The following is a 25,175-nucleotide window of genomic DNA, read 5'->3' on the forward strand; positions in this document are numbered from 1 at the left end:
CTATAATAAACATGCTATGGGATCAATTATTTCTATTGTAAATCAAAAAGGCGGCGTTGGTAAAACAACGACCGCTGTTAATCTTGCTTCATATTTAGCTCATCTTGGAAAACATGTGCTTTTGGTTGATATTGACCCGCAAGCTAATGCTACTTCTGGTTTAGGTATTGATCATAATAAACTAGAGTTTGGCGTTTACGAAGCTTTGATTGGTTTGCGTGATTTGGCCAGTGTTTTAAAAAGAACTGTTCAAGATCGTTTGACCGTGGCGCCCTCCACTGTTTCCTTAGCCGGCGCTGGTATCGAATTAGTTTCCGTAGATAATAGAGAATCAAGACTTTTGAATTTATTAGAAACAGTCAGAAATGATTATGATTATATTATTATTGATGGTCCGCCTTCTTTAGGTTTATTAACTATTAATAGTTTGGTGGCCGCTGATCAAGTTTTAATTCCAGTGCAGAGTGAATACTATGCTTTGGAAGGTTTAGGTCAGTTATTAAATACTATTAATCTAGTTCAGAATCATTTGAAACCAACCTTAGGTATTTTAGGAGCGGTTATAACAATGTATGATAAAAGAAACCGTTTATCAGAATCCGTCATGAATGAGCTGTATCAGTATTTTCCAAATCGTATTTTTCGCAGTGTTATTCCACGAAGTGTTAAGCTGGCTGAATCACCAAGCTATGGTCGTTCGATTTTACATTATGATCCAAAATCAAAAGGCGGTCGCGCCTATGAAAAGTTAGCACTGGAGCTAATCCATTTGTATGATAATAAGTCAGGTGCTTGAAATATAGTTTGATGATATAATGAACATAGAATTTTATAGTTTTTAATTTTTAATTTTATAATTAATGTACAAATTTTTATTTTTTAAACTAAAAATTAAGACATTAAAAATTAACTAAAAATTATAAAATTATAAAATTATAAAATTAACTTTATGAACACTGGCCTTGGTCGGGGACTTGGCTCCCTGATTCCTCAAAAACAAAATAACGATTTGGCAAGCGATACTTTGATCGACTCTGATTTACCAGTTGATGGTCAAGTTTTGAAAATTAGTCCAGCTTTAATTAAAGCTAATCCACGCCAGCCACGAACTAATTTTTCTCATCCGGCAATAAATGAATTAGTGCAATCAATTCGCGAGTACGGCATTATTCAACCTTTGGTTGTGACTAAGACGAGTAATGGTTATGAGTTGATTGCCGGAGAAAGAAGGTTGCGCGCCGCTTTAGTTGTTGGCTTAAAAGAAGTACCGGTTATTGTTCGCGAAGCGCATGATCAAGAAAAATTAGAAATTGCTTTGATTGAAAATATTCAAAGAGAAGATCTAAACGTAGTGGAATTAGCTTTGGCCTATAAACAATTAGCTGAAGAATTTAATCTTAATCAAGAGCAATTAGCTAAAAAACTTGGTAAATCACGACCAGTGGTAGCTAATACTTTACGTATTTTAAATTTGCCTGGTGAAATTCAGTTGGCGCTAGTTAACGGTGAAATTACTGAAGGGCATGCCAAAATTTTAGTTGGTTTAGATTCTGAAGCTAAACAGTTTGAATTATTTAATCGCATAAAAACTCGTCGTCTCACAGTTGATGATACAATTTTAGAAGCTCGTCGCATGGGCGGAACAAAACAAGCACGCGTTAAAATAGATTATGCAGACAAAGATAAAGAATTGCGTTTGCGACAATTTTTTGGCGCTAAGACTGAAATCAAACGCGGGAAAAAAGGCGGACAGGTTATTGTTCATTTTTACTCAGATGATGAGTTGAATGAAGTTATGAAAAAATTAGATTAATTTAGCAAAAAGAAAAGTACCGGTTCATTTGAACTGGTACTTTTTTAAAATTGTGCAAATAATATTATGATCGCTTGAGCTCGATTATTTTTTTATCAAGACAATCAATCATAACTGCTTCGCCGGGTTCGATTTCATCAATCTCTTTGTCTGTGGCCCATTCCACAAAAGAAAAAAATTGTGGAAAGAAGCGAACATGTTGAACATGAGTGGCCAAGATTACGATTTCGGCTTGAGCTTCTTCACTCTTAATAAAATCGTAAATTTTGTCTTCATCAATATCATCTTCACCTATGATATTAATTGTGGTAATTTTTTCGACTTTAAGGCCTTGCGCAATAATTTCTGCACTCATTTTGGTTCTGGCGAATGTTGAGGTAAATATTTTTATGTCTTGGCTCTTGCCAATAAAAATATCTAATTTTTGCATTAATTCATGAATCTGTTTTTTGCCCTCGTTAGTCAGGCAATCATCTTCATGCTCGCCGTGTCTAAAAAGAATAATTTTATTCATTATTAATTATATTAAATTATTAAAATGTACGTTAATTTGTTGTATATTTTAACCTGAATATAACAGCTAAATTTGGTCTTGTCAATTAAATTTTAGGCCTTGCTTGTGACACAAAAATCGTGATAAAATAGGGTATCTTTATAGCTCCCTTATGTCATTTGTCCACCTCCATGTTCATAGTCATTATTCGCTTTTAGACGGCTTAACTAAGATTGATGATTTAGTTGAAGCAGCTAAGGCTGAGGGCTCTCCAGCAGTTGCTCTAACCGATCACGGCGTTATGTACGGCGTGGTCGAATTTTATGAGAAATGTAAGAAGGCTGGCATCAAGCCAATTATTGGTGTTGAATCTTATTTAGCTCCTGCCGCTCGTAGTGATAAAACCACTAAGGCAATTAATGATAGAAATTACTATCATCTTCTTTTATTAGCCAAAAATAATATTGGTTATCAGAATTTGATTAAACTAACTTCTATCGCACACTTAGAAGGTTACTATTATCGTCCGCGTATTGACTGGGAAGTATTGACTGAAAATTGCGAAGGTTTGATCGCGACCAGTTCTTGTTTAGCCGGAGAAATTCCTCGTTTATTAATGGCTGGAAAAATTGATCGCGCGCAAAATAAAATTGAAGAGTATAGCAAATTATTTGGTCCTGATAATTTTTATCTTGAATTACAAGATCATCCAGAACTACCTGACCAAGTTAAGCTAAATAAATTGTTAGTTGATTTAGCACGTGAACATAAATTACCTTTGATAGGAACTAATGATACGCACTATTTGCGCGCTGATGATAATGAAGCGCAAGATATTTTATTGTGCTTACAAAATAAAAGTAAAAAAGAAGATACTAACCGCATGTCCATGTTGGGCGTCAATTATTCTTTGAAATCAAATAAAGAAATGATTGAAGCTTTTAAGGAAACGCCTGAAGCAATTACTAATACTTTGAAAATCGCTGAAGCCTGCGAGGTTGAATTAGAATTAGGCAAAATTCAATTACCATATTTTGAAGTGCCTTCTGGCTTTGACGGTAATTCTTATTTGCGTCATTTAGCATTAGAAGGTTTGATTAAGCGTTATGGAAAAAATTATGATGAAGTTGATCAGCTTTATCGTGATCGTCTTGATTATGAATTAAGCGTGGTCGCGAAAATGGGTTGGCCATCTTATTTCTTAATTGTGGCTGACTTTGTTAACTGGTCTAAGGATCAGGGAATTGTAGTTGGACCAGGTCGTGGTAGTGCAGCCGGATCTTTAGTCTGCTACTTAGTTGGTATTACTAACTTGTGTCCAATAAAATATAATTTATTGTTTGAACGTTTTCTTAACCCTGATCGTGTATCCATGCCTGATATTGATTTGGATTTCGCTGATGCACGCCGCGATGAGGTTTTAGAATATGTTAAAAATAAATATGGTCATGACCATGTTTCACAAATTATCACTTTTGGAACCATGGCGGCACGCGCCGCAGTCCGCGACGTCGGTCGCGTTTTGAATTATCCTTACGATTATTGCGATCGATTATCCAAAGCTATTCCACCAATGATGAAAATTAAGGATGCGTTGGAAAGATCGCCTGAGTTTAAAGCAATTTACGAAGAACCAGAAGCACGACGAATTGTTGATTACGCTTTGAAATTAGAAGGTGTAGCGCGCCACTCCTCAGTTCATGCTTGCGGTGTTTTGATTACTAAAGATCCGCTAACTAATAATGTTCCGATTCAATATGCGTCTTCATCTGATAGAACAATTGTTTCTCAATATTCATTACATCCAATTGAAGATCTTGGTCTTTTGAAAATGGACTTTTTAGGTTTGAAAAACCTAACCATTATTGAATCAGCTATTAACATTATTAAAAATACACGCGGCATTGAAATCGATATTGATAAGATTCCACTGGATGATAAAAAAACCTATCGCTTATTCCAAACTGGTGAAACAACTGGTGTTTTCCAATTTGAATCAAGCGGCATGAAACGTTATCTTAAAGAATTAAAGCCAAGCGAATTTGAAGATATTATTGCTATGGTAGCTTTGTATCGTCCAGGACCAATGGAATGGATTCCAGATTATATTACTGGTAAACATGGCAAGAAGCCGCAGTATCTTCATCCAAAACTAGAACCAATTTTGAACGTAACTTACGGTGTGGCTGTTTATCAAGAACAGGTTATGGAAATTGCGAGGTCTTTAGCTGGTTTCACTATGGCTGAAGCTGATGTGTTGCGTAAAGCAGTCGGTAAAAAAATTGCCAAACTTTTGGGTGAGCAAAAAATTAAATTTATAGAAGGTTGTGTTAAAAATGGTTTATCAACTAAGTTAGCTTCAGATATTTTTGCTTTCATTGAGCCATTTGCTGGTTATGGTTTTAACCGTTCTCACGCGGCCTGTTACGCGATGATCGGTTATCAAACCGCTTATCTTAAAGCTAATTTTCCAGCTGAGTTTATGGCCGCTTTGCTAACCTCGGATCAGCAAGATACTGATCGTATTGCGATTGAGATTGAAGAGTGCCGCCATATGAAAATTTCTATTCAGCAACCAGATCTTAATCAATCATTTGATAATTTCACGGTTGTAACAAGCGGTACCGCTGAAAATCATGCCGCTTCGGCAAGTGAAAATCCAACCACTATTCGTTTTGGTTTGAAAGCTATTAAAAATGTTGGTGAACATATTTCGGAAATTATTATTAAAGAAAGAAAAGCTAATGGACCTTATCAAGATATTGCTAACTTCCTAGAACGTATTGAAGATAAAGATTTAAATCGTAAGTCATTAGAAAGTTTAATTAAGAGCGGAGGCTTTGATAGTTTAGGTGAGCGTGGTCAAATGCTTGCCAATATTGATTTGATGATTAATTTCCACAAGGATTTTAGTCAACGTAAAACTAATCGTCAGGTCAGTCTTTTCTCAACTATGACTGAATCAACCGGCATGCCGCAGATCAGATTAGTTAGTGCCCCAGAAGCAACGCGTGATGAAAAATTAACTTGGGAAAAAGAATTATTAGGTTTGTATATTACCGAGCATCCTTTTTCTACTTTCCGTGAAGCCTTAAAAGATTCAATTATTCCGCTTAGTAAGATTTCAGCAGAAGTAGTCAATAAAGAAATAACTGTTGGCGGCGTAATTGCCACTATGAAAAAAATATTAACTCGTCGTAATGAAACTATGTTGTTTGTAAAGATTGAAGACGGCGTTGGTAATATGGAAGTTATTGTTTTCCCTAAGTTGTTAGCTGAAAATAGCGGTTTATGGCAAGCCGGTAGAGCTATTCTTTGTCAGGGGACTTTATCTGATAAAGATAGTGAGTTTAAGCTATTAGCTAATAAGGCTGTCGAGCTAACTTCACAGAACGTAAATATTTTAGCGCGTGAATTTAGGCCGATTGTTAGTAGTAATAATAATGGTTACAATGGTTATAGAAATAAATTTAATAATAAAAGCGAAACCGTGACAAAACCAGCGGTTAATAATGAAGTTTTAAAATTAGTTGTTAAACAACTTGAGCTGTTGCCAGACACATTAGAGAGATTAAAGGCTTTGTTAAGTGAATATCCTGGTAAGCATAAAGTTTATTTGAAAATAGGGGACAAGATAGTTGAAACTGATTTTCGCGTTAAGAAGGATGATGATTTAGTTAATGCCTTGAAAGATCAGCTTAGCAGCGTTATCCAAATTGTTGCCTAAAATTTCTAGCCTCATCTTATATTGTGGTGTACAATATAAGTATATTTAGTAAAAATAATATGCCTGAAAAAAGAAAAGTTCCAGTGCGTCGTACACGCCGCGTTGCTAGCGGTAATATTACTGTTAAAAAACAGTTAGACGACGAAACTATTCATGTGGTTAATCTAAAAAAACCTTTAGTTAGTGCGCGGGTTATTGAAGAACCAATTATGAGAACTCCAACTTCAGTTGGTCCTGGCCACTGGTCTTTTAGGCTTTATCGCAAAATTGCTATTTCTTTTATTTTGGTAGCCATTGCTATTTTGGGCCTGGTGGCATATTTTGCAACTGTTAAATTAGAAATTGATATTACGCCAAAAGTTGTAGCAGTTAAAGCCAGTTCTTCTTTTGAAGTTTATGATAGACCGGAAACTTATACTTTACCTGCCAGTAGTATTTTAGGAATTGTTAGAGAAATGGAACTTGAGTATAGCGGCACTTATCCGACAAGTGGCGGTGAGGTGACCGGCGCCGAAGTTTCAGGCCATGTTATTATTGTTAATAATTATATTAAAGATCAGCCTTTGGTGGCTACAACTAGATTATTAACGGCTAGCAATCAAATGTTGCGTCTTAAAAATAATGTTGTTGTACCAGCCGGCGGTTCAGTTGAAGCTGAAGTTTACGGAGAATCAGCTGATCCATCTTTTGCTTTGGCTGACGCTAAGTTAACGATTCCTGGGTTATGGGCTGGTTTACAAGATAAAATTTATGCTCAAGCTAAGGCTGGTGATGTAACTTATCGCGAAACTAAAAAAACAATTGTCACACAAGATGATTTAGATAAAGCATTGGCTGGCGCTAAACAAGCCTTACTAGAGAAGGCTACGGCAGATATTGAAAGTGTTTACAGTGCTTATGATGAAAAGCTATATGAGTTAGATGATAAATCTATTTCATTTTCTTTTGATTCAAAAGTTGGTGATGATAAGTCAGAAATTAAAATATCAATGAATAGTAAAGTTATTGTTGTGGCGTTCAAGAAGGATTCATTGGTTAATCTAAATAAAACAACTTTAGAATCAGGCTTGAAAGATGGGCAAGCTTTAGTGGACGATGCTAATACTAAGCCTACCTTTAAAGTTACCTCAGCTGATCCAATAAACAATATTGCTCAAGTAGAATTATTGGTTGACGGAACCTCGACTGCAAAATCAGAAACTGATTTGATTGATCGTGGCAAATTAGTTGGTTTGAATCGTAAACAGGTTGAAAGTTATCTTGATGGATTAGATGGTATTGCTAGTTATGAATTGCATTTTACACCCTCTTTCTTAGAAATTGCCCCTCAGTTAGCTGATAGAATTACGGTAAAGTTAAAGTAGCTTGCTTCAATCAAATTATTACTTAAAATCAGCTCTTTTCGGGCTGATTTTTGTTATAAAAAAAGATTCAAACCTTACGGAGTGAATCTTTATAAGCGTTTGCTTATTTCGAGTTGTCTTGAGATAGCCACAATTGCAGTTGCTGTAGAAAATATTTTATTATTATCTTCTACTAATTCTATTTCTTCTTCAGAAGACATAGAATATTGTAGTAGTGGTCGAGGGAGTTGTAATTGATAAGAAGATGGAAAAGAGCCATCAGGAAATTGCCATTTACAGAAATTAGTTATTTTACATTCAGGTACTCGTTGCTTTAGCTTAGCGTATAAAAGAAACTCTAAACCTGTTGAAATTGAGTCATCCGTTTTTTCATTAAACATTTTACCAACTTCATAGGCAACGTAGTAATTAGTTCGCCACCAATAAGATTTGAAAGTATTTTTAATTTGAGAAAAAACGTACTCTGATATTTTTTCTTTTCGTTCACTCTCAGGTAAAACATTTAAAGCGAGTGCACTGACATCTAAATGAGGCATGGCATAACGAATACGTTCTGGGCGCCCCATAGAAGCGAGTTCATCTAAAGTAAAAGTACAAATTCCTCCAGACACATCTTGATGTTGATAAATAAATTCTATAGCCGGATTTATTATGGCTACATCAGAGAAACCAATTTTATTAAAAAATTGGAGTACACGTAAAGTAGTATCAGCATCAGCAGAAGCAAGGTGATTATAAGCCCAGCCACCTGAATCACGCTGTAATTTTAAAAGTGAAAATAAAATATCACTTCTTACTTTTCCGATTGTAGCTAAAGTTGAACCAATACAGGCGGAAGTCCAGGCATCGCTAGGACCACGTCTGAATTGATGAAAAGACGTACATAATCCATCTACTATTAGAGATTCCAGATAATTTTTACCTTTATCAATAATAATTTGATATTGCTTGTCTGTATTATTTTTTTTCATGATTATTTAAGTTAGTTTTCTCTGGTCTAAAAAAGATCAAAGAAAACCAACCTAATCTAATATTTTTCAAAGGACTTAATAAGCTAAATTATCATTTTTTACTTACTGTGTCAATCTAGCCTAGATGACTTAATTAACTCTAACGCTGCCGCTAGGGCTTGCTTTTGTAACCAAAAGCAACAAAAGTTTTGGGGTCTTCAATTCGCTATTATTTTTGTTCACCTCATATATCGCCAATCACGGCGCTCAATTCAGCCCCCAAACCCCTTGTCTCTTTTAATGCCTTAATAGTTCTTAGTCTATACAACTTATTTATATCAGTGTTTACGTGAATATGGGTTAGGAATTGGGGGGGGTAGTTGACTTGTCGCAGCCAAGAGCTCTATAATTTGTTTATATCAACGATTGCCATGGCTACCAACTATGGTTTATCTAATTTATTAGACTAAGTTGATTTTAAAGAGAGCCTGGCCATTTGGCTGGGAAATCAGGTGGAACCGCGAGGTATTAAAACCCCGTCCTGAAAACCAAATTTTGTGTTTGGTTATCAAGGCGGGTTTTTTATATACTGATAAATAAATTATAAAATATAAACATATGATTCCTCTAACAACGAAGCGCCATTCTTTAGCTCATGTTATGGCACATGCTGTACAAGAGCTTTGGCCTAAAGCTAAGTTCGCAATCGGTCCGGATATTGATACGGGTTGGTATTATGATATTGATTTTGGTAATGAAAAAATTGTTGAAGAAGATTTTAAGAAAATTGAAAAGAAGATGCAAGAGTTAGTCAGAAAAGATTTACCCTTTGAAAAAATTGAAGTTTCGATTGCTGAAGCTCTGAAGTGGGCTAAAGAAAATGATCAGCCTTATAAAATTGAAATTATTGAGGAGCTACGCGATCAAGGAGAAACTAAAGTTAGTTTCTATACTGTAGGAGAATTTAAAGATTTATGTCGCGGTCCTCACGTTGAAAGTACAAAACAAATTGGCTTGAACGGTTTTAAGTTGCATAAGTTAGCTGGTGCTTATTGGCGCGGTGATGAAAAGAATAAGATGTTAACACGTATTTATGGATTGAGCTTTGAAAACAAAGAAGCTTTAGATGAATATATATTAATGCTAGCTGAAGCTGAAAAAAGAGATCACCGTAAATTAGGTAAAGAGTTATCGATTTTTGCTTTTGACGAAGATGTGGGGCCAGGGCTTCCTTTGTGGTTGCCGAATGGTACTGTCTTAATTGATGAGTTAGAAAAATTGGCGAAAGAAACTGAAACTGAGGCTAACTACCTAAGGGTTAGGACGCCGCATATTGCTAAAGAATCAATGTATAAAAAAAGTGGTCATTTGCCATACTATGAAGAAAGTATGTTCCCGCCAATGGAAATGGACGGAGAAAAATATTATCTTAAGGCCATGAATTGTCCTCATCACCATAAGATTTTTGAAAATTTACATGTTAGTTATCGTGATTTGCCAATTCGTTTAGCTGAATACGGCACTGTTTACCGTTACGAGCAATCAGGTGAATTGTTCGGTTTAATGCGCGTTCGCTCATTACAGATGAACGACGCTCATATCTATTGTTCCAAAGAACAGTTTGCTTCTGAATTCAGAGCTGTTAATGAAATGTATTTGAAATATTTCAAGATCTTTGGAATTGATAAATATGTCATGCGATTTTCAACTCATGCTGCGGAAAAATTAGGCAAAAAATATGTTGACAACGCTCCGCTTTGGAAAGAGACAGAAGATATGGTGCGTCAGGTTTTGATTGACTCAAATATTCCTTATGTTGAAATTCCTGATGAAGCCGCTTTTTATGGGCCAAAAATTGACGTTCAAGTTTGGAGTGCAATTGGTCGTGAATTTACTTTAGCTACCAACCAAGTTGACTTTGCAGTGCCAGAGCGTTTTGGTTTGCAGTACAAAGCTTCAGGCGGTGATTTTGCTACACCAATTTGTATTCATCGCGCGCCACTTGGTACGCACGAAAGATTTATCGGCTTTTTAATCGAACACTACGCTGGCTCTTTCCCACTTTGGTTATCGCCGGTACAAGTTAAATTATTATCAGTTGCTGAAACTCACAATGAATTTTGCCACAAACTAGCGGCTGAGTTAAAGGCTCAAGATATTAGAGTTATAGTTGATGCCAGCAACGAAACAGTTGGTAACAAGATTAGAAAGGCGGCTAATGAAAAAGTGCCTTACATGCTAGTAATTGGTGATAAGGAAATGAACTCTGATAAATTATTTGTTCGCGAAAGAGGGGAGCAAGAAGCCAAAGAATGGTCTAAAGAAGATTTCCTCAAAACTATTTTAGAAAAAATAAAAGATAGAAAATAATATAATCATTAAAGATTTTTTCTATGTTTGATTTGACGCTGCCGTTTATTATTTCTCAAATTGCTGTAAGTATCGCAATGGGTTTTGATTTTTTAAGCATGCAGTTTAAAAAACGACAATATACTTTTTTATGTTTGATTGTTTCTGCAAGTTTAATCAGTACTCATTACTTTCTCTTAAATAAGATTGCGGCAGGCGTTATTGTTTTTATTTCTGTTTTAAGGTTTATCACTTGCTACTTTACTACCAATAAGAAGTATTTATATATTTTTATTGCTCTAAATACAATTTCTTTGTTCTTTACCTATAAAAGTTTAACGGATCTAATAATTTATGTTGGTTTAGTTATATTTATAGTCGGTAATTTTCAAGAAGATAATAAATTAATGAGGAAATTAATGATGGTCGGCACATCTATTGTTGCTATATATAATGCTGTAATACTTTCACCAATGGGTTTTATTACTGAGGCCTCGTTTCTTGTGAGCGGAATAATTGGTTATTATCGGTATTATATAAAAAAGTAATTGAAAATAAATTCTCAATTTAAATTGTAAGTTGGTTTAAATAAAAACACCCTAGAAATTAGGGTGTTTTTATTTAAGGCTTAATTGAGTTATATAATGCTAAGACTTCTGCGGCTGACAGAGCTCTGTTGTAAATTCTGACATCATCAACTGATAAGCTCCAGCCGCTGTTGTCACCGCCAATAGTAATTGGAGTGGCAACGCTTGGCATGGCGCCGGTTAACCAAGGATCAGCTCCAGCTAAAACTCCGTTTTTATAAGATTTAAGTTCAGGATCATTTATTGGGTCATAAATTTGTACAAAATGAAACCAAACATTGTCAGTAAAGGCGCAACCCGTGTAACCCCTAGGGAAGTCAGCATATACATATGGGATAGTATAAGTTCCTCCGCCTTCAATAGCTCTAATAAAAAAAACTGAGCTACGCCTTATTATTTCGTGATTACCAGCCGCTAGAACATATTTTGCCCAAAAAGAAATTGTTGTTCCACTTGGAGTATCTAGATTTGTATTATAAGGAATATTTACATAATCACCTGAGCCGTTAAATTTTATGCAGCCACCGTTTTTACAGTCAGCTGATGTTTGCCAGCTTGGGCTACTAACTAACGTTCCTATATTGTTATTGCCCGATGAATCACTAGCTGTCGTACCAGAGCCCTCATCAAATTTCCACCAACCAACAAGACCAGGCGCAGTGCCTACGCCGGTACTAGAACTAGAGTTGATACCAGCCGGGGTTGAAGAGACGTTGTTACCAAGACAGAAGTTAAGACTATAGTTAGTGTTGTCTGGGGTAGAAGCGTAAGTATAGTTATTATCACCACAACCACTATCATTTCTTGGTGTAGGGTTATTAGGAATAGTAGCCATATAAGTCTTAGTTCCGTCAGGTGAAACAATGCTATTACCAGGAGTAATAATAGTAGGATAACTATTATTATCTGCATAATACAATTCTAAAGCAGTACTGATTTGTTTTATATCAGCGACTCTTTTACTATCTCTAGCTTTAGCTCTAGCATTTCCTAGAGCTATTATAGCCATGGTAGATAAAACACCGATTATCGCGATGACAACTAGAAGTTCTATTAAAGTAAAACCTTTTTTATGCGAGAAAATAAATCGCATGATATTTTATTTTATTAGTAGTGCGGCGCCGATCGCCCCTGCCAAAGGTCCGAGTTTACCTTTTATTAATTTCACAGAGTGAGCTTCGCGAGCAAAGGTATGTTTTTTCAAAGCTTCTTTAGCGGCGTTTAAGAAAAGATCACTTGAAGCTAAAGCTCCACCAAATAAAATAATCATTTCTGGATCAAATAAATTAACGATAGTAGAAAAGGCGATACCTAAATAAGCTCCAATTTCTGCAAATTTTTGTCCAGCTAAAATATCTCCTTTATAAGCTTCTTCAGCTAAAATTGCTGGATTGTTTTGAGTTAGTTTATGGTAAGCTTGTTCTAAAGTAATTAAATTATCAAAATCTACAATAATATGACCAGGCTCAGAACCTGAACCATGACCACCATGATAAATATCACCGTTATACCACCAGCCGCCGCCGATGCCAGTGCCAATGCCAATACCAAAAAAGTTATTTGATTTAGCGCCAGCTCCTAAAATACCTTCAGCTCTAACAAAGCAATTAGCATCATTATCCAGTAAATAGGGGAGATTAGGCTGGTTGATTTGTTTTAATATTAATTCACCTAATTTTACTTTATTTAATAAAGGCAAATTTGGCGCAACAATAACTTGATTCTTTGCATGATCAATCGGACCAGGTGCGCCAATACCAATACCAACTAGATGACCTTTCTTTTTTTCAATTGTTTTTAGCAAAGGATCAACCGCGGCGCTAACCATGATTAGAAAATGTTCTAAACTGTCTTTTGGTGTAGCTAGAGTAAGATGTTCGATGGTTTTATGTTTTTCATCTAATAACACGCTGGCAATTTTTGTTCCACCAACATCAATTCCAATGTAAAAATTTTTATTAATCGCCATATATTATTTTTTACTTAGTGGCAGATTGATTAAATAGTTTTTTCGCTTCTTCCCAATAAAACGGATTGTTGTTGACTGTTTTTTCCCAATACCAAAATTCTATACCCCACCAATAAAAAGTTTTAAAACCAGTTTTTTGAATGAATTTAACTGTATCTTGAAATTTAGCTGGCGTCATCGTTTTATCTCGTTCAGCTTGGCTCAAATCTTGAAAAGCTTTTTTGCCCCAAGGTTCGCCTTGTAATTCAATTACTATCCAATCTTGTGGGTGAGCAAATAAGTTGGCAATATTTCTTTTAACACGGAAGAAAACTGGTTCAATTGGATAATGTATGTAGCTATTAAAAACTTTAGAGTAAGTATCACGATACATCGTTGTGCCAAAAACATCAGCGCGACGAGCCGCTGGAATCCATAAAGAAAGTTCACCAGAATCAGTTACAACGATTGGTCTAGTGTCTAATGACTTAGCCTCAGCAATTTCTTTATCTAAGAAGTTTTTATCAAAAGTTGGGCAAACACCAAAATATTTTAAGAAAGGTTCGTTTTCGATTTGCCAATATTTAATATTAGCGTGTCGTTTATAGCGGCTAATAACTTGTTTGATATAGCTAAGAGTAGCCGATTGTCGATCTTCAGTGTTGGCATTTTCTGCCCAATCTGGCATATGGCATTCTGGCCAGCGCGGCACTCTTTGACCGATAACTAAAATCAATTCAACGTTCCTTTTTTCAGCTTCGCTAATTTGCCAATCAAGTTCATCCCAATTATATTCGTTTTGTTTTAATTCAAGTTGATCCCAGTAAGCAGCTAAGCGCAATTTTTTTACGCCTAAGTCATCAAACATGGCTAAATAGACGGTTTTTGGATCAAGTCCTAGGTCTTTACTTTGCTGGCTTGAAAAAGTTACGCCATATTCTAACTCACTGGCCTTATAGATATGAGTCCAGCTGAGTACAAAAAGTATAAAAAACAGACCAATGATGGTCAAAAATATGTATTTTGCCCAAGTAAGAATTCGCATGTTTTTATTTCATTATGGTTGGAATCGCCTTTAGAGTAACGTAATAGGTAATTGAATAAGCTACTACTACTATCAAAAGTCCAATTATGGCATTTCTGATTTGCCCAACGGCTTCCTTGATTTTTTCTTCATCTCCAGCTGATGTCATATATTTAAAACCTGCAAGAATCAATAGAACCACAAAGACAGTTCCTAGAAGTCCGAGCATGACTTTAATAACTCTGGCTATGATTGAGTAAATACTTTTTTGTGGCGCTCCGCTTTCACCAAAGGCCTGAGAGCCAATGACATTGAGTCCACCTTCCTCAATTCGATTCGTCCAGGTGTTGGCGCTAACTAAGGCTGGGCTAAAAGCAAAACCAGTGATTAAAACTGACAGTAATAATGTTTTAGCTTTGAACATAAAGTTATGGTATAATAGCTTATAATTGTTATGTTTTTATTATACTACAAGGTAGTTTTAAGGTCTATTATTTTTTATGGCTCTATCCTCGAAAATAGCATTTAATACGGCTATCCAAGTTATTACCAAGGTCATAGGAACACTGCTTAGTTTAGCGGCGCTGGCTTTAATTACGCGCTATTTAGGTAGCTATGGTTTTGGTTATTACACCACAGCTATTACTTTTGTTACTTTTTTCAGTATTGCAGCTGATTTGGGCTTAACTTTGGTGACCACGCAGTTAATTAGTCGTCCTGGCGCTAATCAGAACAAGCTATTGAGCAACTTGTTTACTTTTAGAGTTGTGACCGCTGCCGCAATTTTAGTGCTTGCGCCAATTGCCGCTGTTTTTTCGCCTTATGACATACTAATTAGGCAAGGCATCGCTATTTCTAGCATAGCTTTCTTTTTTATTTTGTTAAATCAAATTTTTACAAGTTTATTTCAAAAAGAGTTAAGAGCCGACAAAATGGCTTATGCTGAAATAATTAGCCGAGTTGTTATGTTCGTTATGACCGCCGTAGCCGCTTTGTTTGATTGGGGTTTGTCAGGTATCTTGTGGGCCATGGCAATTGCCAACGTTGTAAGTTTCTTACTGCATTATTATTATTCTCGTATTCATGCTTCAATCAAGATGGCCTTTGATAAAGCAATTTGGAAAGAAATACTTCAGCTGTCTTGGCCATTCATGTTAACAATTGTCCTTAATCTAGTTTATCTTAAAACTGATATCTTGCTTTTGTCGTTTTTGAAAAGCCCAGTTGACGTTGGTTTATACGGCGCGTCTTATAAAGTAATCGATGTTCTAGTAACTATACCCTTTATGCTTGGCGGAACGGTTTTGCCGATTCTATCAAAACGTTGGCAAGCTAAGCAGCATGTTGAATATCAAAGAGCCTGGACTAAAATTTTTAATGCTACATCGGTACTTGTTTGGCCAATTGTCGTTGGTGGTTTTGTTTTAGCTTCGCCAATTATGGTTTTGATTGCGGGTGAAGATTTTGCTAAATCAGGTGATATATTAAAAGTTTTAATTTTTGCCGTTGGTGGAGTTTTCTTTAGTGCTTTATTTAGCTACACCATGATTAGCTTTGGTGAACAACGCCGCTTAATCGGAGCTTATCTTTTCACCGCAATCTCTTCGTTAATTTTGTATTTTATTTTAATTCCTCGCTTTTCTTATATTGGCGCGGCTTGGGTTACAGTTTATAGTGAAGTCATTATGTGTTTATTTGCCTGGTTTTTGGTGCGACGTTATTCAAAGCTTAAAACCAATTTCATTGTCTTCCTAAAGTCCTTCGGCGCCGCTATAATTATGGGTTTGGTAGTTTATTATTTGCCAATTGAAACAGTCAGCGCCTTTGGTTTGAGTTTAGCAGTTTTCATTGGTATGATAGTTTACGGCTTGATCGCTTGGTTTGGCCGAGCTGTTAGCAAAGCAGAGCTTAAAGAACTGCTTAACTGGCGTAATTGATAATCTTATGGTGAATCGTTTGCTAATTGTTTCTACGTCATCAAGCAAGCAGATCTTATTAGGAGATTTGCTAAGCCATTTTAAGGCTACGCGTCAGCCATTTTTTTTGTTAACTAAATCTCGCCGTTTATTACATCGCGGCAAGAATGAACATTGGGATATTAAGAGTAGCTCGCTGCCTTCTGTTTCACCTTTAATATTTGTTATTTTATCGCCTTTAATTTGGCTATTTTTTGGCTTATCTTTTATGGTTAGTCTTTGGCGCTGGCGACCAAATACAGTAATTCTGGCCCACTGGCCTGAGAAAATAATTTTTTCTCCATTGGTTAGTTTGTTCGGCAAGCGTTTAATTTGGTTAGAGTATCCTGAAAAAGATTTAAGTAAAATGTCGCCCTTCATTAAGTTTTTTTACAAACGTTTTAGTAAAAATGTTAGTTTTGTTGTTTTCGGTAATAAGTCATCTGAAATACTACGCAAAATTGTGGGAGACAAAGATATTTCAGTATTTTTGCCAACGGCTGCTTCGGCCCATTTACAGCAGCATTCAATTTTTAAAACTTTAGCTGAGCAAACAAATCGCGGTCGCTTTGTTATTGGTTCAGTTTTGTATGGTCTGCCGCGTGATCAGGCTGAGCGTCTATTGTCGGCTTTATCGATTGCGCAAACAGTTTGTCCAAATATTGAATTAGTCATTATTGGAGAAGGTAAAAATCGTCGCCAAATTCAGTGGTTAGCTCGTCGTATGAATTTAGAGAGAAGAGTTTGGTTAGCTGGTCCGACTGTAGATTTCCAGCGCTGGGTTGGTCAACTCGATGTTTATGTTATTGCCAATAAACGACCAAGCTTAGAAGATGCGTCTTGGGCAATTAGTGCCATGGCTTCAAACTTACCAGTCATTGCACCTCAGCAAGCTTGGTTAGAAGATGTTGTTAATTCTAAAACTGGTATCATGACTGATATTGATGATCCTGAAACTTTAGCTCGTCAATTTATAAATCTCCAACAAGAAACTGAGCTTTGTCAGCAGATCGGCAAGGAAGCGCGTTTAATGTCACAAAAACTAACATTTGAAAATTTCGTTGATTCATTTACTAAATTATTATCATGACAAATATTAAAGTTGCTAAAGGAGTAGGACAAAGACTTGATACTTGGCTTTCGCTTGAGCTTGCTTTGTCACGTAGTTTAGTTCAAAAAATGATTAAGAGTGGTGAAGTTTTAGTTAATGATAAAATTGTGTCAGCTCACCGTTTAATAAAAGCCGATGATATTTTAAAAACTGTTAAACTAAAATCAAAGGTAGTCGAAGTTAAAGTTGAAAAAGTTGTTTTACCTAAAATTAAAATTATTAAAGAGACTGATGATTACTTAGTGATAAATAAACCAGCTGGTCTGTTAATGCATGGCAATGATAATGAAACTAGAACTTCTTTAGTCGATTGGTTGGTAAAATATTATCCAAAGATAAAAAAAGTTGGTGATGATCCGATTCGACCAGGTATTGTGCATCGACTTGATAAAGATGTCAGTGGTTTAGTTGTGGTAGCTAAAAATCAAAAGTCATTTGATGATCTTAAAAAACAATTCAAGGGTAGGAAAGTTGTTAAACAATATAAAGCCCTTGTTTATGGAGCTGATTTGCCACAAGACGGAGAAATAAGATTTAAAATGGGCCGTTCTAGTAAGGGTTATCGTATGGCCGCCCGACCCTTAAATCAGCCAGGTAAAGTAGCTATTACTGACTTTACAGTTGATCATTATTACCATAACTATGCTTTGTTAACTGTGACGATTAAGACTGGCCGTACACACCAAATTAGGGCTCATATGGGGGCTTATAACCATCCAGTGGTAGGTGATGACCTTTATGGCACAGCGCGTCATAAAAGCTTAAATAAGAAGCTAAAATTAGGTCGAGTATTTCTAATGGCAGCTCATTTATCCTTTATTGATTTAAAAGGCGAACGACAAGAATTTTCAATTGACTTGCCGACTGGCCTTAAAAAAGTTTTAGAAACTATTAAATAAATATTAAGAACTAGACCTCACCCTCTCTCCGTCAAATCGGCGGACTGGCGAGGGTATAAATTTTTCCCTTCTCCAACGAAGTTGGAGAAGGGTCGGGGATGAGGTCGTGATAAAATTATGATTATTTCTTTTGGCGGCTCAGCTGGTTCTGGAAAATCTAGCTTGGCATTAAAAATAGCTGAACGTCTTAATTATTCATACTATGATATGGGCGCTTTGCGACGCCATATGGCCTTAGAGCAGGGCATAACTTTAGCTGAGCTTAATAAGAAAGGCGAAACTGACCCAGAATCAGATTTAATTGTTGATCGTTATCAAGAAAATTTAGGCAAGACGTCTGATAATTTTGTTATTACAGGTCGTACTTCCTGGCATTTTATTCCGCACTCATTAAAAATATTTTTAGCCGTTGATGTTGAAGAAGGCGCACGCCGTATTATGGCTGATAAAAATCATCAAACACAAGGCGAGGCTTTTTCTTCTTTAGAAGAAGCAATTCAAGCACAAAAAGAAAGAATGGAATCTGATAAATTACGCTATGAGAAATATTTTCAAATTGACGTCTACGATAAAAATAATTACGACTGGTATTTTGATACTACTCATTTAGGTAAAGATGAGGTGTTTGATGCAGTCTGGGGATTTATTCAATCAAAAATTATCCCCAAGTAGGCTTAAAATTTATTAAAAATTTGCTTCCTCTATTACTCGCCGCTAGTTGTTAGTTGATAGGTGCTCGTCGTCTAGCAACCAACAACCAACAACTAATTCCATCGTATTTATATTTTATGTTATAATAATATAGTAAATCTAATTAAATTTTTACTATAAATATACCTTTATGAATATTGCTATAAATGGTTTTGGTCGTATCGGCCGAGCCGTGTTCAAAGCTCTCTTAGAAAAACCTGGTGTGCATGTTGTCGCAATTAATGATTTAACTGACACTAAAACCCTAGCGCATCTTTTAACTTATGATAGTTGCTATGGAATTTATTCTAAAAAAGTAAAAGCCACGGCTGATTCATTAGTTGTTGATGGCGTAAAATACCCAGTTTTGGCCGAAAAAGATCCTTTAATGTTGCCTTGGAAGAAAATGAACGTAGATATCGTAATAGAATCAACGGGTCGTTTCACTGATCCAGTTGAAGCCATGAAGCATGTTAAGGCTGGTGCCAAGAAAGTCGTTTTGTCAGCTCCAGCTAAAGGCAAGGGTGCTAATACCTATGTCTTGGGTGTTAATGAACAAAAAATTAAAAAGTCAGACAAGATTCTTTCCATGGCATCTTGTACAACTAATTGTTTAGCCCCAACCACAGATATTATTCGCCGTGCTTTTGGAATTGAAAAAGCGATCATGACAACAATTCACTCATATACCGCTGATCAGAATTTAGTTGATGGTCCACATAAAGATTTACGCCGTGCTCGCGCCGCAGCTTTAAGTATGATCCCAACCACGACCGGTGCCGCGATTGCTGTTACGCAAACCATTCCTGAATTAACTAATAAATTTGATGGTTTGTCGGTCCGTGTTCCAACTCCAGTGGCTTCTTTATGTGATGCAGTTTATGTACTTAAGAAAAAAACTACTGCTGATGCGGTAAACAAAGTTATTGTAAAAGCCGCTCAATCTCCTCGCTATAAGGGAATTGTTGTTACAACCGAAGATCCGATTGTTTCAATTGATATTGTCGGTAATCCAGCTAGCACAATTGTTGACTTGCCTTTAACTAAAGTTGTTGCCGGAAACTTATTGAAAGTTATTTCTTGGTATGACAACGAGTGGGGCTACAGTAACCGCTTGGCTGACTTATGTGTATATCTTAAGAAAAGAAAGTTAATCTAGTTAAAATCTTTGTAGCAAAATTTTTAATTTCCAATTTTTAATTTTTAAATAATTCTTAATGTTTTAATTACTATTTTAGAAATTGGTAATTAGTAAATTAACTTCAAAATTAAAAATTATAAAATTATAAAATTCTAATTTTATGACAATAAAAGAAAAACAAATATACGCTTTTATCTTAGCTACCGCAATTATTGTTGGTGGTTTGGTTGGTGGTTTCGCCGGCTTCTTTGCTGCTCAGTCAGTCACTACTAGTCAATCATTTTTTAAGAATGTTACTAGTTTAGTTGGTGATCAAAAAGTAAAATCAGAAGCTGAGGCTGATCCAGTTGTTAAAGTGGTTGAAAAATCTTCACCAGCTGTGGTTAGTATTATTGTTAGCAAAGACTTACCAAAAATTGACCAAGGTCAGTTACCTGATCTTTTTAAACAATTTTTTGGAAATAATCTTGGTACAGGAACAGGCGAAACACAAAAACAAGAAGTTGGCGGTGGTAGCGGTTTCATTATTACAGGCGACGGTTTAATCGTGACAAACAAACACGTTGTCGCTGATGAAGTAGCTGAATATACCGTGCTATTAAATGATGGCAATAAATATCCAGCTAAAGTTTTAGCGCGTGATCCTTTAAATGATTTAGCGATTTTGAAAATTGAAGCAAAAGATTTACCAACCCTAGATTTTGGTAAAAGTGATGATTTAAAAGTTGGCCAAAAAGTAATTGCAATTGGAAATGCTTTAGGAGAATTTCGTAATACAGTTTCAACTGGTGTAATTTCCGGCTTAGCTCGTTCGATTACAGCTTCCAATGGAGCATTTAGCAGTGAAAAATTAGTTGGTTTAATTCAAACCGATGCTTCAATTAATCCAGGTAATTCAGGTGGACCATTGCTTGATACAGCTGGACGCGTAGTTGGCATAAACGTCGCCGTGGCTCAAGGCGCTCAGAACATTGGCTTTACTATTCCGATTGATCAGATTAAAGAAACGATTGAAGCTGTTAAGAAAGACGGGCGTTTAGTTAGAGCTTGGTTTGGTGTGCGTTATGTTGTTGTAACACCAGAAATAGCTAAAACCGATAACTTAGCTCATGATTACGGTGTGTTGGTTGTGCCTGGACAGAATCCTGAAGATTTAGCAGTTGTTCCTGGTTCGCCGGCTGATAAGTCTGGCCTTGAAGAAGGCGACATTATTCTAGAAATTGATGGTAAACAGTTAAATCAAGATAATCCATTGTCCTTAGTAATTGCCAAACACAAGCCAGGTGATGTTATTAAACTCAAAATAGTTCACAAGGGCCGAGAAAAAGATACAACCATTGTTTTGGAAGAACTAAAACAATAAAATGGAAAACTTACTAAAAAACATTGAAGAACTCCGGGAGCGAATTATCGCTACCTGGAGTTTACTTTGACCTAGATCGTAAAACAGCCAAAGCAGTTGAGTTGCGAACTTTAAGTTCGGAACCTAGTTTTTGGCAAGATCAGGCTAAAGCCGTAACAATCGGTCGTCAGCTAGAAGCTTTAGAATCTGAAGTGAATGAATGGCAAAAATTGTTAGATGACACACGTCAACTTGAAGCTTTGGTTTCTTTGGCCATGAAAGAAGCTGATGACTCCTTGGGCGATGAACCAATTAAAACTTTACAAGTTCTACAAGAGCGTTTTGCTAAGTTAGAATTTTTTGTAATGTTTGCCGGTAAGTATGATGAAAAAAATGCTATTCTTTCAATTCACGCTGGAACTGGCGGCGTCGATGCACAAGATTGGACAGAAATGTTAGAGCGAATGTTTATTCGTATGGCTGAAAGGCATGATTGGAAAGTAGAAGTAATTGATCGTTTAGTCGGTAATGAAGCTGGTATAAAAAGCGTGTCTTTAAGTATCACTGGCCATTATGCATATGGCTATTTGAAAAGCGAAGCTGGTGTTCATCGTTTAGTTCGTATTTCACCCTTTGACAGTGAAGGCATGCGTCATACATCTTTTGCTTTAGTAGAAGTTTTACCTGAGTTAGATGAAGACGATGATTTAATAATTAAACCAGAAGATTTAGAAATAGATTTTTTCCGCTCCTCTGGTCCTGGTGGTCAAAACGTCAACAAAACTTCAAGCGCCGTTCGTTTAACACATAAACCAAGTGGCATTGTTGTTGCTTGCCAAAGTGAAAGATCGCAACATCAGAATAGGGAATTGGCTATGAAAATGCTGCGTGGTAAATTAATTGCCATGCGTCAATCTGAGCGCGACGAGACCAATGCCGAAATTAAAGGAAAACACGAGAAAGCGGCTTGGGGAAAACAAATTAGATCTTATGTTTTACAACCATATCAATTAGTGAAAGATCATCGCACTAACTATGAAACAACAGATGTTAATTCTGTCTTGGATGGTAAAATCGATGAATTTATTGAAGCTTATTTGAGAAATAAAGTTAAAAACTAAAATTTTAAAATTCTTAGCATAAACATCTTAACAACCTATGTTATAAAGCAGGGTTGTTTTTTTATCTATTGACAAAATAATAAATAAACTGGATAATTATATGTTATGAGAATAAGCTCATAATAAAAGTTGGTGCTAAAAGTACCTTGAAAAAGAAAGGAATCGTCATGTCAGAAATAATACGTAACAATAAGTATTCTGTCGCAGTCGGTCAGTATCTTACAATCGATGGTCAAATCGATGCTATTCGGGAGAAACTTCGTCTTGGTTATAGAAATAAAGGTTCGCGTTGTCCTCTTGATCCTGATTTAGTGATTGATGCGCTTCAGAATATTATAGAAGGTAAGTTCTCCATTAACAATGAAATTCTAAAATTATTATGTGCTAATGAAATTATTACGATCGATGCTGTCTACGGGAACCAAACATTTAAAATTATTGCAGAAGATATTTTTAAAGGAGGTATTTCATATTGCTTCGAAGAATGGAGTATTTTGCTAGATAGAGTTAGTAAAGCTACAGAGAAAACCCCAGTACAAATTACCAAGCTGGTTGCCGACAGTTCTTTGCATACTATATTTAATTCATTATCAAAATCAAAGGATTTAGAAAAGCTCTGTTTAACTCAATCTCAAATCAGAAATTTTTGCTTAAAGTATAAAAAGAGATTTTGGCAGGACAATTCCTCAGTATTTTTCTTGTTTATGGAAAACAAACAGTATTTTGTAGCACATGTATCTTCAACATTTTTTGGATTACATGTTAATGTACAAGGCATTCTTTTTGAACATGTCTGGAAAGCAAAAGATAACTGTATAATAGTAACGCCAAAGAAAATTTACAAAGAAGATAAATATTAGTTTTAAAATTTATCCCCCGGTCTCGTTGTCTGAGTTAGGGGGATTTTTTATTTGCTCTACCATCAGCCCCTCTTCATCCGCCGAATCGGCGGATGAAGAGGGATGGGGGCGGAGTGCGAGAAATTTGAATTTAAGATTGTTATTTTATATAATAAAATAACAATTTAAGTTAATTTTCATGGAGGGAGAATATAAACCAAAAGGAGGGTGGTTTATTAAGTTTTGCCTCGGCTTTATCGCCGGGGTGGCTTTGTATCCATTAATAAAAGAAAACTTAACTTATTTATTAGTATTTGTAATTTTAATATTCATAGCTTCATTGCTTTACTTTTATGTAAATAAAAAGTTATTAGTTATAGTAAGTCTAATTTGTTTTGTTTTAGGTTTTATAATTGGTTGTTGGCGCTTTGAAAATAATATTCATTATCCAACTAAACTAGATATTGATTATTATCTTGATCAAACAGTGAATTTTTCAGGAGAAATAATTTCCGAGCCAAAAACTAAAAATAAGACACTTGAATTAGATGTTAGAGCTGACAAATTTATAAATGGCGATCTGCTTATAGGAGTTGTTCGCTTAAGAACCAATCTTTATCCAGCTTTTTCTTATGGCGATAAGGTTAGTGTTAAATGTCGCTTGCAGGCTCCGGAAAATACTGAGTTTAATTATCAAAGATATTTAGCGCGCTATGATATTTATAGTTTATGTTTCAATGCTAGATTAAATAAATTAAGTCCGGCGTCCAACAACTTATTTGTATATTTATTAAATTTCAAACAAAAAATACTAAGCCTAATAGAAGTAAATATTGGTGAACCAGAATCATCTTTGGTTGGTCCAATTTTATTTGGGGGTAGTGAAGAAATTGATGATGATATTGTTACTATTTTTCGTCGTACTGGTTTAACGCATATTATGGCCGTATCTGGCTTTAATGTTGGTATCTTGGCTCTTGGTTTAGCTTATGTATTATTTGCTTTTAGTTTGAGCAGAAAAACAGTCTTTATTTTAACGGTTATCATTGTTGTGACTTATGTTTTTATTGTTGGCTTACCAGCCTCAGCTGTGCGCGCTGGTATCATGAGTCTTCTAACTTTATATGCTCTGCTCATCGGACGGCCGCTGCGTTTTATAAATATTATTGTTTTGACCGCTGCCAGCACATTATTTATTAACCCACTTTTATTATCAGCTGATATTGGTTGGCAATTATCGTTTTTAGCGCTCTTAGGTTTAATTTATTATCAGCCAATTTTAAAACAGGGGATGGAGAAAGTATTTTTTAATAAACTCGTTTGGTTAGTAGAAATTTTAGCTGCCACAATAGCCGCACAGATTGCGACCATACCTATAACGCTTTATAATTTCGGTCAGGTTTCAGTTATCTCACCTTTAGCAAATATTTTAGTTGTTGGTTTAATTCCGTTTTTTACGGCCGTGACTATTATTGCTTTGCCCTTGGCGTATTTGGTCCCAATGATTGGCAACATTGTTTTTCTGCCATCGTATTTTATTGCTAAATATATTATTACTGTCGTTAAGTTTGCCGCGAGTTTTTCTTGGGCTACACTTGGTTCAAATAAGGTTTCTTTAAATGCCATGATTTTATTATATGTTTTATTAGTTTCGATTGTATTGATAAATAATTTTTACAAGGCAAGAAGCTTAAAGAACAGTAACCGTTGACAAAAAGTAGATTTAATGTTTATATTTGATTTAACAGTGGTTCTTTTATAAACAATTATTTAATCGGAAGGAGATTAAAATGAAAAATATTTTTAATCTAAAGCGATTAAA

21 protein-coding genes are annotated in these 25,175 nt (G+C 35.6%); 15 read left to right on the top strand and 6 right to left on the bottom strand.

What is annotated here, in order from left to right:
- The first annotated feature begins 16 nt into the window (after positions 1-16).
- Both NTY12_01445 and NTY12_01450 read left to right on the top strand, forming a co-directional pair.
- On the top strand, positions 17-796 hold the full coding sequence (locus NTY12_01445) for an AAA family ATPase (protein ID MCX6792666.1): 780 nt from the start codon (positions 17-19) through the stop codon (positions 794-796).
- A 153-nt stretch (positions 797-949) separates the two neighbouring features.
- A complete protein-coding gene (locus NTY12_01450) occupies positions 950-1,813 on the top strand; it encodes a ParB/RepB/Spo0J family partition protein (protein ID MCX6792667.1) in 864 nt (287 codons plus the stop codon).
- Positions 1,814-1,877: 64 nt separating this feature from the next.
- Here the strand turns inward: NTY12_01450 and NTY12_01455 are convergent, their stop codons facing one another.
- Positions 1,878-2,327, bottom strand: a complete 450-nt coding sequence (locus NTY12_01455) for a histidine phosphatase family protein (GenBank protein MCX6792668.1) — start codon at positions 2,325-2,327, stop codon at positions 1,878-1,880.
- A 151-nt stretch (positions 2,328-2,478) separates the two neighbouring features.
- On the opposite strand from NTY12_01455, the gene NTY12_01460 reads away from it, so the two are divergent.
- Both NTY12_01460 and NTY12_01465 read left to right on the top strand, forming a co-directional pair.
- Complete coding sequence (locus NTY12_01460; protein MCX6792669.1) at positions 2,479-6,033, top strand: DNA polymerase III subunit alpha; 3,555 nt, start codon at positions 2,479-2,481, stop codon at positions 6,031-6,033.
- A gap of 59 nt (positions 6,034-6,092) precedes the next feature.
- Entirely contained in the window at positions 6,093-7,397 is a 1,305-nt protein-coding gene (locus NTY12_01465) for a hypothetical protein (GenBank protein MCX6792670.1), read from the top strand.
- A gap of 89 nt (positions 7,398-7,486) precedes the next feature.
- Here NTY12_01465 and NTY12_01470 read toward each other — a convergent pair whose 3' ends face one another.
- The gene (locus tag NTY12_01470) at positions 7,487-8,368 is read right to left on the bottom strand and encodes a hypothetical protein (protein ID MCX6792671.1); all 882 of its coding nucleotides are present in this window, start codon (positions 8,366-8,368) and stop codon (positions 7,487-7,489) included.
- Positions 8,369-8,965: 597 nt separating this feature from the next.
- On the opposite strand from NTY12_01470, the gene thrS reads away from it, so the two are divergent.
- Both thrS and NTY12_01480 read left to right on the top strand, forming a co-directional pair.
- The gene (gene thrS / locus NTY12_01475; protein ID MCX6792672.1) at positions 8,966-10,717 is read left to right on the top strand and encodes a threonine--tRNA ligase; all 1,752 of its coding nucleotides are present in this window, start codon (positions 8,966-8,968) and stop codon (positions 10,715-10,717) included.
- Between the two features lie 23 nt (positions 10,718-10,740).
- Positions 10,741-11,244, top strand: coding sequence for a YgjV family protein (locus tag NTY12_01480; GenBank protein ID MCX6792673.1), 504 nt, complete (start codon positions 10,741-10,743; stop codon positions 11,242-11,244).
- Between the two features lie 73 nt (positions 11,245-11,317).
- Here the strand turns inward: NTY12_01480 and NTY12_01485 are convergent, their stop codons facing one another.
- Genes NTY12_01485 through NTY12_01500 form a run of 4 tightly spaced genes read right to left on the bottom strand, consistent with a single transcriptional unit; the run spans position 11,318 to position 14,679 of the window.
- Positions 11,318-12,376, bottom strand: coding sequence for a prepilin-type N-terminal cleavage/methylation domain-containing protein (locus NTY12_01485; protein MCX6792674.1), 1,059 nt, complete (start codon positions 12,374-12,376; stop codon positions 11,318-11,320).
- Between the two features lie 6 nt (positions 12,377-12,382).
- Positions 12,383-13,252, bottom strand: coding sequence for an ROK family protein (locus NTY12_01490; GenBank protein MCX6792675.1), 870 nt, complete (start codon positions 13,250-13,252; stop codon positions 12,383-12,385).
- 10 nt (positions 13,253-13,262) lie between these two features.
- Positions 13,263-14,276, bottom strand: a complete 1,014-nt coding sequence (locus NTY12_01495) for a hypothetical protein (protein MCX6792676.1) — start codon at positions 14,274-14,276, stop codon at positions 13,263-13,265.
- Positions 14,277-14,280: 4 nt separating this feature from the next.
- The gene (locus NTY12_01500; GenBank protein MCX6792677.1) at positions 14,281-14,679 is read right to left on the bottom strand and encodes a pilin; all 399 of its coding nucleotides are present in this window, start codon (positions 14,677-14,679) and stop codon (positions 14,281-14,283) included.
- A 76-nt stretch (positions 14,680-14,755) separates the two neighbouring features.
- Between NTY12_01500 and NTY12_01505 the strand changes: the two genes are divergently transcribed.
- The 9 genes from NTY12_01505 to NTY12_01545 all read left to right on the top strand — a co-directional run bounded on the left by NTY12_01505 (position 14,756) and on the right by NTY12_01545 (position 25,064).
- Positions 14,756-16,192 carry a flippase gene (locus NTY12_01505; GenBank protein MCX6792678.1) on the top strand — a complete coding sequence of 479 codons (1,437 nt, stop codon included), beginning with the start codon at positions 14,756-14,758 and terminating at the stop codon, positions 16,190-16,192.
- Positions 16,193-16,199: 7 nt separating this feature from the next.
- Positions 16,200-17,300 carry a glycosyltransferase gene (locus NTY12_01510; GenBank protein ID MCX6792679.1) on the top strand — a complete coding sequence of 367 codons (1,101 nt, stop codon included), beginning with the start codon at positions 16,200-16,202 and terminating at the stop codon, positions 17,298-17,300.
- Positions 17,297-18,220 (top strand): RluA family pseudouridine synthase, encoded by a 924-nt coding sequence (locus NTY12_01515; GenBank protein MCX6792680.1) that lies wholly within the window; start codon positions 17,297-17,299, stop codon positions 18,218-18,220. The genes NTY12_01510 and NTY12_01515 overlap by 4 nt, the downstream gene beginning before the upstream one ends.
- Positions 18,221-18,337: 117 nt before the next feature.
- A complete protein-coding gene (locus NTY12_01520; GenBank protein MCX6792681.1) occupies positions 18,338-18,892 on the top strand; it encodes a cytidylate kinase family protein in 555 nt (184 codons plus the stop codon).
- Positions 18,893-19,061: 169 nt separating this feature from the next.
- Positions 19,062-20,069 (top strand): type I glyceraldehyde-3-phosphate dehydrogenase, encoded by a 1,008-nt coding sequence (gene gap, locus NTY12_01525; GenBank protein MCX6792682.1) that lies wholly within the window; start codon positions 19,062-19,064, stop codon positions 20,067-20,069.
- A 142-nt stretch (positions 20,070-20,211) separates the two neighbouring features.
- Positions 20,212-21,414 (top strand): trypsin-like peptidase domain-containing protein, encoded by a 1,203-nt coding sequence (locus NTY12_01530; protein ID MCX6792683.1) that lies wholly within the window; start codon positions 20,212-20,214, stop codon positions 21,412-21,414.
- A 1-nt stretch (position 21,415) separates the two neighbouring features.
- Positions 21,416-22,514 (top strand): peptide chain release factor 2 gene (gene prfB / locus NTY12_01535; protein MCX6792684.1). Its coding sequence is split into 2 segments (ribosomal slippage): positions 21,416-21,469 and positions 21,471-22,514, totalling 1,098 coding nucleotides; the frame shifts between segments, so codons are not numbered across the junction.
- A 167-nt stretch (positions 22,515-22,681) separates the two neighbouring features.
- The gene (locus tag NTY12_01540; protein ID MCX6792685.1) at positions 22,682-23,374 is read left to right on the top strand and encodes a hypothetical protein; all 693 of its coding nucleotides are present in this window, start codon (positions 22,682-22,684) and stop codon (positions 23,372-23,374) included.
- A gap of 178 nt (positions 23,375-23,552) precedes the next feature.
- Complete coding sequence (locus NTY12_01545; protein MCX6792686.1) at positions 23,553-25,064, top strand: ComEC/Rec2 family competence protein; 1,512 nt, start codon at positions 23,553-23,555, stop codon at positions 25,062-25,064.
- Positions 25,065-25,175: the final 111 nt, after the last annotated feature.

The sequence above is a fragment of the Candidatus Falkowbacteria bacterium genome (assembly GCA_026396835.1).
Taxonomy (GTDB): domain Bacteria; phylum Patescibacteriota; class Patescibacteriia; order Patescibacteriales; family Patescibacteriaceae; genus Patescibacterium.

Coding starts and splice junctions, on each gene's coding strand:
- NTY12_01445 (MCX6792666.1), top strand. CDS start 17: ATGGGATCAATTATTTCTATTGTAAATCAAAAAGGCGGCGTTGGTAAA.
- NTY12_01450 (MCX6792667.1), top strand. CDS start 950: ATGAACACTGGCCTTGGTCGGGGACTTGGCTCCCTGATTCCTCAAAAA.
- NTY12_01455 (MCX6792668.1), bottom strand. CDS start 2,327: ATGAATAAAATTATTCTTTTTAGACACGGCGAGCATGAAGATGATTGC.
- NTY12_01460 (MCX6792669.1), top strand. CDS start 2,479: ATGTCATTTGTCCACCTCCATGTTCATAGTCATTATTCGCTTTTAGAC.
- NTY12_01465 (MCX6792670.1), top strand. CDS start 6,093: ATGCCTGAAAAAAGAAAAGTTCCAGTGCGTCGTACACGCCGCGTTGCT.
- NTY12_01470 (MCX6792671.1), bottom strand. CDS start 8,368: ATGAAAAAAAATAATACAGACAAGCAATATCAAATTATTATTGATAAA.
- thrS (MCX6792672.1), top strand. CDS start 8,966: ATGATTCCTCTAACAACGAAGCGCCATTCTTTAGCTCATGTTATGGCA.
- NTY12_01480 (MCX6792673.1), top strand. CDS start 10,741: ATGTTTGATTTGACGCTGCCGTTTATTATTTCTCAAATTGCTGTAAGT.
- NTY12_01485 (MCX6792674.1), bottom strand. CDS start 12,376: ATGCGATTTATTTTCTCGCATAAAAAAGGTTTTACTTTAATAGAACTT.
- NTY12_01490 (MCX6792675.1), bottom strand. CDS start 13,252: ATGGCGATTAATAAAAATTTTTACATTGGAATTGATGTTGGTGGAACA.
- NTY12_01495 (MCX6792676.1), bottom strand. CDS start 14,276: ATGCGAATTCTTACTTGGGCAAAATACATATTTTTGACCATCATTGGT.
- NTY12_01500 (MCX6792677.1), bottom strand. CDS start 14,679: ATGTTCAAAGCTAAAACATTATTACTGTCAGTTTTAATCACTGGTTTT.
- NTY12_01505 (MCX6792678.1), top strand. CDS start 14,756: ATGGCTCTATCCTCGAAAATAGCATTTAATACGGCTATCCAAGTTATT.
- NTY12_01510 (MCX6792679.1), top strand. CDS start 16,200: ATGGTGAATCGTTTGCTAATTGTTTCTACGTCATCAAGCAAGCAGATC.
- NTY12_01515 (MCX6792680.1), top strand. CDS start 17,297: ATGACAAATATTAAAGTTGCTAAAGGAGTAGGACAAAGACTTGATACT.
- NTY12_01520 (MCX6792681.1), top strand. CDS start 18,338: ATGATTATTTCTTTTGGCGGCTCAGCTGGTTCTGGAAAATCTAGCTTG.
- gap (MCX6792682.1), top strand. CDS start 19,062: ATGAATATTGCTATAAATGGTTTTGGTCGTATCGGCCGAGCCGTGTTC.
- NTY12_01530 (MCX6792683.1), top strand. CDS start 20,212: ATGACAATAAAAGAAAAACAAATATACGCTTTTATCTTAGCTACCGCA.
- NTY12_01540 (MCX6792685.1), top strand. CDS start 22,682: ATGTCAGAAATAATACGTAACAATAAGTATTCTGTCGCAGTCGGTCAG.
- NTY12_01545 (MCX6792686.1), top strand. CDS start 23,553: ATGGAGGGAGAATATAAACCAAAAGGAGGGTGGTTTATTAAGTTTTGC.